At 61.9% G+C, this 8947-nt stretch carries 14 protein-coding genes; 6 read left to right on the top strand and 8 right to left on the bottom strand.

From position 1 onward, the window contains the following. Window positions 1–14: 14 nt before the first annotated feature. Window positions 15–224 (bottom strand): hypothetical protein, encoded by a 210-nt coding sequence (locus GJR96_RS07710; protein WP_151162406.1) that lies wholly within the window; start codon window positions 222–224, stop codon window positions 15–17. A 66-nt stretch (window positions 225–290) separates the two neighbouring features. Here GJR96_RS07710 and GJR96_RS07705 point away from each other — a divergent pair, with 66 nt between their 5' ends. After that, a complete protein-coding gene (locus GJR96_RS07705; RefSeq protein WP_225317712.1) occupies window positions 291–830 on the top strand; it encodes a GNAT family N-acetyltransferase in 540 nt (179 codons plus the stop codon). 60 nt (window positions 831–890) lie between these two features. On the opposite strand, the gene GJR96_RS07700 is transcribed toward GJR96_RS07705, so the two are convergent. Beyond that, complete coding sequence (locus GJR96_RS07700) at window positions 891–1910, bottom strand: NAD-dependent epimerase/dehydratase family protein (protein ID WP_151162405.1); 1020 nt, start codon at window positions 1908–1910, stop codon at window positions 891–893. Window positions 1911–1993: 83 nt separating this feature from the next. On the opposite strand from GJR96_RS07700, the gene GJR96_RS07695 reads away from it, so the two are divergent. Together GJR96_RS07695 and GJR96_RS07690 are read left to right on the top strand one after the other, a co-directional pair. Continuing rightward, window positions 1994–3031 (top strand): helix-hairpin-helix domain-containing protein, encoded by a 1038-nt coding sequence (locus GJR96_RS07695; RefSeq protein ID WP_151162404.1) that lies wholly within the window; start codon window positions 1994–1996, stop codon window positions 3029–3031. A gap of 148 nt (window positions 3032–3179) precedes the next feature. Beyond that, window positions 3180–3608 carry a universal stress protein gene (locus GJR96_RS07690; RefSeq protein WP_151162403.1) on the top strand — a complete coding sequence of 143 codons (429 nt, stop codon included), beginning with the start codon at window positions 3180–3182 and terminating at the stop codon, window positions 3606–3608. 127 nt (window positions 3609–3735) lie between these two features. Here GJR96_RS07690 and GJR96_RS07685 read toward each other — a convergent pair whose 3' ends face one another. Further along, window positions 3736–4011 carry a hypothetical protein gene (locus tag GJR96_RS07685; RefSeq protein WP_151162402.1) on the bottom strand — a complete coding sequence of 92 codons (276 nt, stop codon included), beginning with the start codon at window positions 4009–4011 and terminating at the stop codon, window positions 3736–3738. A 249-nt stretch (window positions 4012–4260) separates the two neighbouring features. On the opposite strand from GJR96_RS07685, the gene GJR96_RS07680 reads away from it, so the two are divergent. The 3 genes from GJR96_RS07680 (at window position 4261) to GJR96_RS07670 (ending at window position 5774) form a co-directional block, all read left to right on the top strand. Then, on the top strand, window positions 4261–4872 hold the full coding sequence (locus tag GJR96_RS07680) for a hypothetical protein (protein ID WP_151162401.1): 612 nt from the start codon (window positions 4261–4263) through the stop codon (window positions 4870–4872). Between the two features lie 177 nt (window positions 4873–5049). After that, window positions 5050–5349: a winged helix-turn-helix domain-containing protein gene (locus GJR96_RS07675; RefSeq protein WP_151163949.1), complete on the top strand. Its 300-nt coding sequence runs from the start codon at window positions 5050–5052 to the stop codon at window positions 5347–5349. Further along, a complete protein-coding gene (locus GJR96_RS07670; RefSeq protein WP_151162400.1) occupies window positions 5346–5774 on the top strand; it encodes a hypothetical protein in 429 nt (142 codons plus the stop codon). The genes GJR96_RS07675 and GJR96_RS07670 overlap by 4 nt, the downstream gene beginning before the upstream one ends. 16 nt (window positions 5775–5790) lie before the next feature. Here the strand turns inward: GJR96_RS07670 and msrB are convergent, their stop codons facing one another. The 5 genes from msrB to GJR96_RS07645 form a co-directional block, all read right to left on the bottom strand. Next, entirely contained in the window at window positions 5791–6195 is a 405-nt protein-coding gene (gene msrB, locus GJR96_RS07665) for a peptide-methionine (R)-S-oxide reductase MsrB (protein WP_151162399.1), read from the bottom strand. 38 nt (window positions 6196–6233) lie between these two features. Next, complete coding sequence (locus GJR96_RS07660) at window positions 6234–6650, bottom strand: hypothetical protein (protein WP_151162398.1); 417 nt, start codon at window positions 6648–6650, stop codon at window positions 6234–6236. Window positions 6651–6656: 6 nt separating this feature from the next. Beyond that, window positions 6657–7361 (bottom strand): RAD55 family ATPase, encoded by a 705-nt coding sequence (locus tag GJR96_RS07655; protein WP_151162397.1) that lies wholly within the window; start codon window positions 7359–7361, stop codon window positions 6657–6659. An 85-nt stretch (window positions 7362–7446) separates the two neighbouring features. Then, complete coding sequence (locus GJR96_RS07650) at window positions 7447–8220, bottom strand: aldo/keto reductase (protein WP_151162396.1); 774 nt, start codon at window positions 8218–8220, stop codon at window positions 7447–7449. Then, the gene (locus GJR96_RS07645) at window positions 8217–8921 is read right to left on the bottom strand and encodes an HAD family hydrolase (RefSeq protein ID WP_151162395.1); all 705 of its coding nucleotides are present in this window, start codon (window positions 8919–8921) and stop codon (window positions 8217–8219) included. The genes GJR96_RS07650 and GJR96_RS07645 overlap by 4 nt, the downstream gene beginning before the upstream one ends. Window positions 8922–8947 lie beyond the last annotated feature (26 nt).

Genomic DNA, 8947 nt, shown 5'->3' with positions numbered 1-8947 from the left:
TGAGCAGGGCAGGGTTACTCGTCGTCGCTTCCGCACCGTCGGCCGACGACGAACAGTGCGAGGAAGACGAAGACTGCGCCCTCGATTCGCGCGACGCTCGAAACCCACGGCTTCGGCGTCATCTCGTCGCCGTCTTCGTAGGCGACGCGAGTCAGCGCGGCGACGAGTTGGTCGGGAAACAGCAGTTCTACGATGCCAAACACGGCGAGTAATCCTCGAATCATACGAGTATGTCGTCTCACTACCGATGAAAAACCTCTGTCAGTTCTCACGAGACGAGAGAATCGAGTGTGCTTAGCCGACGGGCAGTCTCGGACCACACGATGGTCCTCATCACACAGGAAACTCCCGCCGATACCGACGCTGTCGCCGCCGTCCACGCCGCCGCCTTCCCCACCGACGACGAGGCGATACTCGTCGACGCCCTCCGCGAAACTGACGCGTTCGAACCCGAACTCTCGTTCGTCGCCCGCGACGACGACGATGTGGTCGGGCACGTCCTCTGTACGCGAATCACGGTCGAAGACGACCCGTCGATTCCGGCACTCACGCTCGCCCCCGTCGGCGTCGTTCCGGAAGAACAGGAGCGAGGAATCGGGAGTTCGTTGGTCGAAGCTGCCCTCGACGCCGCCGCCGCGGCCGGGTTCGACCTCGTCTTCCTCCACGGCGACCCGGCGTTCTACTCACGATTCGGCTTCCACCCCGCAGGCATCCGTGGGTTCGAGAACCCGTTCGAGACGCCGCCAGAAGTGTTCATGCTCGCCACGGTTGGCGACGACCCGGAGACGGGTGGCCCGCTTTCGTACCCCGAACCGTTCGACCACATCTGAGTATCTGGTCCTCCAGACGCACGAGTGAGCACCGGTGCGACGACTGCAAACAGGGTGGCGTTAGTTGGCGTCCTCGAACGACTCGACGAACGAATCCGTCGCGTCTGTCCACGCGGCGACGAGCGTATCGTCCAGCGGTTCTGTCTCCCAGCGCTCGACTGCGTCGTGGTCGTCTAACCAATCGACAGTCCGCCGGACACCCGTCTCGAAATCGACCGTGTAGCGGAAGCCGAGGTCCGCGATAGCCCGCGAGTTGTCGAAGACGGTGCTGTACTGGAAGTGATCACGGAGCATCCGTGTCCGCTCCGGGGCGACCTGCCGGAGAACGTCCGTGGGGATGTGGACGAGGTCCGGTTCGGGGGCGTTGAGCGCGGACGCAACTCTCCTGTGGTATTGGTTCCACGTCATCGTCTCTTCGCTCGTGACGTTGTACGCCCGGCCACCGACGCCGGGGCGTTCGACTGCGCCACAGAACGCACGGGCCACGTCCTCGGTGTGGCACGGCCCCCACAGCGACGTGCCGTCACCGTGGACGACGATGGGTTTCCCCGCGCGGATTCTGTCGACGTAGTACGACCCCATTCCGAAGGTGTGGACGAGGGTTCCACCTTCGCCGTAGGTGTTCCACGGACGGAGGACGACGACGTCGAAGTCGCCGGCTTCGTGCGCATCGAAGAACACGTCTTCGGCAGCAATCTTTCCCGCAGCGTAGTCGCTCACCGGCGGGTTTCGGGGACTCGATTCGGAGACGGGATTCTTCGGCGGAGGTCGGTGGTACACGTCTATCGTGCTGCAGAAGACGTATCGGTCGACGACGCCCTCGCATATTTCAACCGCCGAACGAGCAGCATCTGCGTCGAAGCACGCCAAATCGACCACGACAGATGGGTCAGCGTCGCGAACGGCGGCACGGAGTGCTGCGTCGTCGCCGCGGTCACCGGTGACGCGGGTTACTTCCTCGGGGAGGGAACCGTCCGTCTCGCCTCGCTGGAGACTCGTCACGTCGTGACCGGCGTCGACGAGTCGTCGAACGATGTCACGGCCGAGAAGTCCTGTCCCGCCGACGATGAATACGCGCATGCATCCAGAGGGTGCCGTGTGTGAATAAAGACCCGTGAGGTGTACCGAAAACACTCATCCTGTTAGAGCTATTACTATAGACCATGAAAGTCTACCTCACAGACGGAACGAGTTTCGAGTGCGGCGGGTACAAAGCGCTCGATTCCGGTGGTGTCGTTCTCACATCCGACAAGAAGCGAAAGCACGTCGTCGGATACGTGCCCGCAGAGGCACTCGTCTACATCCTCCCAGACGAAGTCGCTGCTGAACGTGACAGGGAAGGAAGAGAAGAAGAGGTGACTGGAGAGAGCGAAGCAGAAGTAGAAGTAGAAGAGACCGAAGAGAGCGAGGACGAAGAAGAGGAAGAACGAGGGGAACGGGAAGAGGAAGGAGAAAGTGAAGAAGAACGAGGAGAGGAATCGGCGGGAGAGAGCGAGGAGGAAGCAGAAACGGAGTCCGAAGGTGAGGAAGCGACTGAAGTGACCGAAGGGGAAGAGGCGGAATCGGAATCAGACGGCGACGCAGAGACAGGACGAGCAGAAGCAGTAGAACCCGACGGAGAGTTCGGGGCTGAAAAACCAGCCGACGAGACTGCAATCTCGGCAGGTGTCGAAGCTGCTGTCGAAGGTGTGACCAAAGCACCGACAGAAGAGACCGGGACCGACCACACCCACGAGGATATCGTCGAGAGAGTCGACCGCCTCGAATCACGCGTCGATGGACTCGACGGGCGGGTCGATTCCATGACCGAACAACTCGCGGACATCGTCCCTGTCGTCGAGACGGTGGTCGAAGAAGAACGCGACCCAGAAGACCTGCGGAACATCCGCGGAATCGGCGAGGCGTACGCCACTCGCCTTCGGGCCAGCGGAATCGATACCGTGTCGGCACTCCGAGATGCTGGCGACGAGATTATCGCGGCGGCGGCCGATGTCTCCGAACGCCGCGTGACAGACTGGAAGCGACGCGCCGAGTCGTACGCCGAATCCACACTCGTGGCGGAACCAGGTTCCGAGTCGACTGACGAATCGGTATCCGGCGACCAAGAAGACGCCAACGAAACTGACAACGGTGAGTCCGAAGCAACGGGTGGGGGCGAACCCACCGACGAGGGTGACTCGTCGTCGAGCACCGAGTTCTGAGCGCTCGCCGTCTCCGTTTCAGGAAACGTATCCTCCGTCGATGCAGCGACGGCGGCACCACCGTCTGCGACTGTCGCGAGGTTGGTAGTTCCCACCACGCGGGAACCGACTAAGAGGGTTGATACAGTTGGAGTCTAATCTCCGCTTGATGTACGACACCATCCTCGTGCCAATCGACGGGAGCGATTCCATGACGCCAATCGTAGAAGACGCCGCTGCGTTTGCCGCAGAGCGCGAGGCGTCGGTGTTCCTGCTGTACGTGGTCGACAAGCGCGCGTTCTTGACGCTCGCACAAGAGCGACAAGACGAGGTGTGCGACGAACTCGAATCGAAAGGCGCTGCCGCCCTCGACGTGGCCAAAGAAGCCATGGCAGAGTACGGCGTCGACGCCGAGACCACGCTCCGCCGCGGCGACCCGGCAGACGAGATTCTCGACTACGCCCGGGAAATCGACGCGGACCTCATCGCGATGGGAACGCACGCCCGATTCGAAGACAACATCCTCGGAAGCGTCTCGCGGTCCGTCGTCATCGAGTCGGATATCCCCGTGCTGGCGACACCCATCAAGGCTGACTGACCGGCTGAACGAGTACGTCTCGCGGCCGAGGCGACCGCGGTGATTGCTGCACACTGTTTTCCGGACCGACGCGCGACGAACGGAGACGAATCACGTCCCGTGGACCGAACGAGCGACCACTTGAGCACTACGTCAATCTGATAAACAAGAGGACGAGGCCGAACAGTGTCGATACCGCGCTGACGAGCAAGAGTCCGCCGCTCACGACGAGGATACGGCCATCGAGTGCGGGAACGGTGCCACTGGTCGTGAGACTCGAGAGCGTGAGTCCGGCGGAGATGTCAGAGACTGGCGCGAGGACGGCGAGACAGAACAGGACGAGTCCACCGACGACGAGAACATACGGTGTGACCGACGAGTGGCGACGTGGAGTGTGATGAGTGGTGGAGTAGCCGCGAGACATACTTCTCGTACGTCGTCTTCGCAGTTTGGTACGAGTCGGCTACCGTGACTGTTCAGCCGTTAGATGTGACCTAACCGGTCGAAATCGGCGTCTCTTGCGCGCACCAGAAGTCGTGGCAACCCATCGGACGACTACCCTTTTTGGCTCAATTTGGGTCTAACTCAGGGTGGATTCTCCGTGGAGTCGTGTTGGAGTTCGGAAAATCCTCTTTTATGGACTGAACGACGCTTCATATGGAGGTACAGACCCATGCCCCGACTCACCACAATCGGAGTCACGCTGGTGGTTGCCGCCCTCCTCCTCGCGGGGACGGTTGCTGCCACCGGTGGCTTCGCCGCACAGACACAGACCGCCGGAAACGGACCACAGGCCGCGGATGGAACGCACGTCCGCGCCGAACATGGTCCCGGGCCGTTCGCCGGACCCGGTGACGGCCAACAGTTCCAACTCGCAGAACGCCTGCAGGAACGCTTCGGCCTGACCGACGAACAGACTGAGGAAATCCAGACGCTCGCCGCCGACATGCGCGCTGACGGTGCCACCCGCGACGAGATTCAGACCGCCGTCCACGACAAACTCCTCGAGTTCGGCGTGGACGAGGCCGACTTGACGCCCGACCCGGCCCTGTACGCGCAGGACCGCCTCGACTTGACCGACGAACAGGTCGCCGAACTCGAAGCCCTCGTCACCGAGATGCGTGACGACGGTGCGACGACCGACGACGTCCGGGCCGCAGTCAGCGACCAACTCGCCGAGTGGGGTATCGAACATCCCGTCCGAGACTGCGACGGTGACGGAATGCAGGTCCGCCGGGGTGCTGCCACCGGGGGTGGCTTCGGTCCCCGCGGAACGATGGCCTAACGCTCACCGTATCCGCCGTCCAGAAGAGATACCGCTCGTCGTACTGCCTGCCCCGACTGCGTACGCCACTCCCGTAATGCACCACACACCGGCGCACTCCACCCACGCTGGTTCCGCTGACGTACATGCCCTCCATTTTATTACATGGCGATTTGACGAGGTAATTGGATGCGACGAGTGCTGTGGTGGCTAATCGGCGGGTCTCGTGGGGGGAGAAATCGCCTGCGAATCATTCGAACCCTCGACGAGACACCGATGAACACCAACCAACTGTCGAACGAACTCGACCTCGACTACAAGACCACACAGCACCACCTGGAGCTCCTCGTCGAGAATAACGTGTTGATGACCATGGGAGACAGTTACGGCAAGACGTACTTTTTGACCGACCAGATGGAAGCGAACCTCGACGTCCTCGACGAGGTGGCCAGAAAAGCGAAGTTGGACGACGTACCCGCAGGAGGTGACGACTCGTGACCGAAGATACGACACAGAACGCGCTCCGTCGAACGGGTGCCGTCGTCGCCGTCTCGCTGGTCGTCGCGGCACTCGTCACACTGTTCGCCCCCGATATCCTCATTCCTCGTGGGCCGGGCCACGGTGGCGGGCCACCGATTCCCGACACGCTCGTTCAGGTGAAACTGTTCGTATCGACGTACAACGTCGTCGCACTCGCGTTCCTCGCGGGAACGTACGCGGTACTCTACCGGGACCTGCCGAACCGCTTCACGCTGAGCCTGTTGCTCTTTACCGCCGCGTTGCTCCTGTACGCGCTCACGTCGAGTCCGCTCGTCTCGCTGTTACTGGGCTTCCGCGGGAGCGGTCTGGGACCGTTCACGTTCCTCCCTGACCTATTCGCGGCAGTCGCAATCACGTTCCTCACGTACCAGAGTTCGGCGTAGGGTGCGTGAAACGTAGCTATTCGTCTGATTCCGGTTCGAAGTCGAGCACCACCGAGTTGATGCAGTAGCGTTTGCCCGTCGGTTGTGGGCCGTCGTCGAAGACGTGGCCGAGGTGCCCACCGCAGGTCGAACACACGACTTCGGTTCGGTCCATCCCGTGACTCAGGTCGCGGCGAAGTTCGATGCTGGAGTCGTTGGCGGCGTAGAAACTCGGCCACCCACAGTGCGAGTCGTACTTGGTATCCGAGGTGAACAACTCGGCCCCACAACCTACGCAGCGGTAGACGCCGTCTTCAGAGCGGTCGACGTGCTCGCCAGAGAACCGTGGTTCGGTCCCCTGCTCTCGGAGGACGCGATAGGCGTCCTTGGAGAGTCGTTCCCGCCACTCTGCCTTCGAGAGAGTGAATTCAGCGTCGCTCATAGGTGAAGAGACGGAGCCCAGAAAGAAAGCGGCGTCGGCTACTCCCGTCGAAGAAAGTCAGGAAGCCGAAGCCGTGCGAAATCGTCTGACTGGAGGTCGAGCACGTCGACTCGACCGACTGCCTCTGGGACACCCTGTTTGTCTGTCGGCTTCCGCATGGCCACGTCGGCACGGCCCGTCGTCTTCGGCGTCGTCTCCTCGTCGACGAGTGCATCCCACAGTTCTTGTTTCGTGTCGTACTCGCCTCTGTTGCGGGCAACGCGCTGTTTCCCTTCTTCGAAGGAGAGTTGGAGGACACTCCGGCCGTAAGCGGTGCTCGCCTGCCGGCGAATCCGCTCGAATTCGCTCGGGTTCGGCGCGCCGAGGGCGGTAGAGACGCCGAGTGCGTACATCCGTCGGATGGCCTCTTCGTCCGAAATCGTCCGCCAGTCCGTCCCGAAGGCCCGTTCGTACATGGTCCCTCAGAGGTCGACCTTCGACCGGGGGTCTACCACGAGCCCGTTGTCGGTGAAGGAGAGCGACCTGATGTCGCAATCGATGTTCGTCCCGCGCATCTTGATGACTTGAATCCCGCGTGTCATCCCCGTCGCTTCGAGGTAGTTGTGGAAGAAGACGACACCGTGAGCGAGGAAGTGCTCGTCGGAATACGACGAGGGGTCGGTCATCTCGGAGATGAGGAGCGTCGTCGCGTCGCCCTGCTTGAGCGCCGTGAGGAACCGCGTCATCTCTTCGGACCCGTTGGCGAAGAACAGACGCAGGAGCATAGTCGAGTCGATGACGAGACGGTCGACCTGACGAGAGTTGACGAAGGCGACAATCTTGTCGGTGAGGCTTTGCACGCTCGACGTGCTACCACTCTGGGAGAACTGGTTGAGGAGGTGTTTCCCCTTCGGACTCACGAGGTTGATGTACCGGAAGCCATCTGAATTCGTGAGCGTCTCGAACCCGAAGTCGAAGCTCGACATGTCGTTGATGAGTTCCTCTTCGGTTTCGTGCATGGTGATGTACATGCACTGCTCGCCGTTTCGAAGTCCCTCGGCGATGAACTGTGCCGTGAACGTCGTCTTTCCACTCCCCGGCGGCCCACTCAACACGTAGAGACGTCGTGGAAGGAAACCACCCTGGATGAGTTCGTCGAACCCGCTTACCCCACTCGGAATCCGCATGTTCGGACACACCGTGCGTCCTATTATAATCATTCCGGGACTGGTATCACGAGTGATATTTCTGCCCCGTTGGACGGCACATTTCTCACTCTGGGTAGAGCTCTACTTCGCGTTCGACGCTATCGATAGCGGCAATATCTTCGTCGTCGAGGTCGACAGCCACCGCTTCGAGGTTCGCCCTGAGGTGTCTCTCACTCGACGCTTTCGGGATGATACACACACCCTTCGCGGCCAACCACGCCAGACTCACCGATTCGGGGGTCACGTCGTGCTTCGCTGCGACCGAGACGACTTCGTCTACGTCGCCGACCCGTCCGCCCGCGAGTGGTGAGTACGCGACCACGCTGTACCCGTGTTCGTCGGCGTGTTCGAGGAGTTCCGGACGCTGGAACAACGGGTGGTACTCCGTCTGGTGAGCGGCGAGTGGTGTCTCCAACAGGTCGAGTGCCTCGTCCAACTCGTCGACGGTGAAGTTGCTCACCCCGACGGCACGCGCGCGTCCGTCGTCCACGAGTTCGTCGAACGCTGCCAGCGTCTCGGGCGGGTCGTACGTCTCGATGGGACGGTGGACGTACAGGAGGTCCACGTAGTCGGTTCCGAGACGGTCGAGACTCTCGTCGGTCGTTCGGAGCACGTCGTCGTGAGCGAGACTGTCCGCCCAGACTTTGGTCGCCAAGAACACGTCTTCACGCGGCGTCTCTGCGGCAGCGACGGCGTCGCCGACGACTGCCTCGTTCTCGTATATCTGCGCCGTGTCGACGTGGCGGTAACCCATCTCCAGTGCCGTCGTCACGGCACTGGCCTCCTCGGGTGTGTCCAGCCCCATCGTTCCGAGGCCGATTCGAGGGACGCGAGTCATCGCGACGCCTCCGCTTCGTCGGTACTGTCTGGGTCGGTGACGACTGGAACACCGTCGATGGCGAGCAAGTCGTCGAGTCCGGACACCTCGTGCGTCGGGTCGGGCGAGGGCGAGTGGTCGGCGCGGTGGCCGCGGCGGATGAACGCCGAATCGACACCTGCGGCCTCGGCAGCGGCGATGTCGACGTCGCTGTCACCGACGAAGAGCGGAGACTCGACGCCGAGGTCGGCCATCGCCCGTTCGAGGTAGTAGGGTTCAGGTTTCTTTCGGTGGAGACTCGTCATCGACGGTTCCCGGCCGTAGGCCGTCCCGAACAACTCCGTCGCGTCGAGGTGGTCGAGGACGTAGTCTATCGTCGCCTGCTGGTTACTCGAGACGATTCCCATCGGCGCGTCGATTCGGCGAATCGCGTCGAAGTCGTCGTAGGGGGTCTTCAGGCCATCGGCAATGGCGTCGCACTGGAAGGCTGACGACTTCTCGTCGCGGACGCGAAACAGCGTCTCGGGGTCGAGGTCGTAGGCGTCGGCGACGGTGTGTACGTCGTCGGGAGTGACGTGAATGACCATCTGCCGGACGTGTTCTGGGTCCGGGTCGACGACGCCGAGTTCGTCGAAGGCGGCCCACGTCGCGTCCTGGAGGAGCGAGATATCGACGAGCGTGGTCAACACGCCGTCGTGGTCGAAGATGACCGAATCGTACATACGTCTCGTCCGGGTGCGAGACGTGA

It is taken from the genome of Haloferax litoreum, assembly GCF_009674605.1.
In the GTDB taxonomy this organism is placed as follows: domain Archaea; phylum Halobacteriota; class Halobacteria; order Halobacteriales; family Haloferacaceae; genus Haloferax; species Haloferax litoreum.
The sequence above is the reverse complement of the archived record's forward strand: the minus strand, read 5'-3'. Positions and strand labels throughout refer to the sequence as shown.

Bases quoted from the DNA above. Each gene is read 5' to 3' on its own strand.
- GJR96_RS07710 (WP_151162406.1), bottom strand. From the start codon at position 224: ATGATTCGAGGATTACTCGCCGTGTTTGGCATCGTAGAACTGCTGTTT.
- GJR96_RS07700 (WP_151162405.1), bottom strand. From the start codon at position 1,910: ATGCGCGTATTCATCGTCGGCGGGACAGGACTTCTCGGCCGTGACATC.
- GJR96_RS07695 (WP_151162404.1), top strand. From the start codon at position 1,994: ATGAAAGTCTACCTCACAGACGGAACGAGTTTCGAGTGCGGCGGGTAC.
- GJR96_RS07690 (WP_151162403.1), top strand. From the start codon at position 3,180: ATGTACGACACCATCCTCGTGCCAATCGACGGGAGCGATTCCATGACG.
- GJR96_RS07685 (WP_151162402.1), bottom strand. From the start codon at position 4,011: ATGTCTCGCGGCTACTCCACCACTCATCACACTCCACGTCGCCACTCG.
- GJR96_RS07680 (WP_151162401.1), top strand. From the start codon at position 4,261: ATGCCCCGACTCACCACAATCGGAGTCACGCTGGTGGTTGCCGCCCTC.
- msrB (WP_151162399.1), bottom strand. From the start codon at position 6,195: ATGAGCGACGCTGAATTCACTCTCTCGAAGGCAGAGTGGCGGGAACGA.
- GJR96_RS07660 (WP_151162398.1), bottom strand. From the start codon at position 6,650: ATGTACGAACGGGCCTTCGGGACGGACTGGCGGACGATTTCGGACGAA.
- GJR96_RS07655 (WP_151162397.1), bottom strand. From the start codon at position 7,361: ATGCGGATTCCGAGTGGGGTAAGCGGGTTCGACGAACTCATCCAGGGT.
- GJR96_RS07650 (WP_151162396.1), bottom strand. From the start codon at position 8,220: ATGACTCGCGTCCCTCGAATCGGCCTCGGAACGATGGGGCTGGACACA.
- GJR96_RS07645 (WP_151162395.1), bottom strand. From the start codon at position 8,921: ATGTACGATTCGGTCATCTTCGACCACGACGGCGTGTTGACCACGCTC.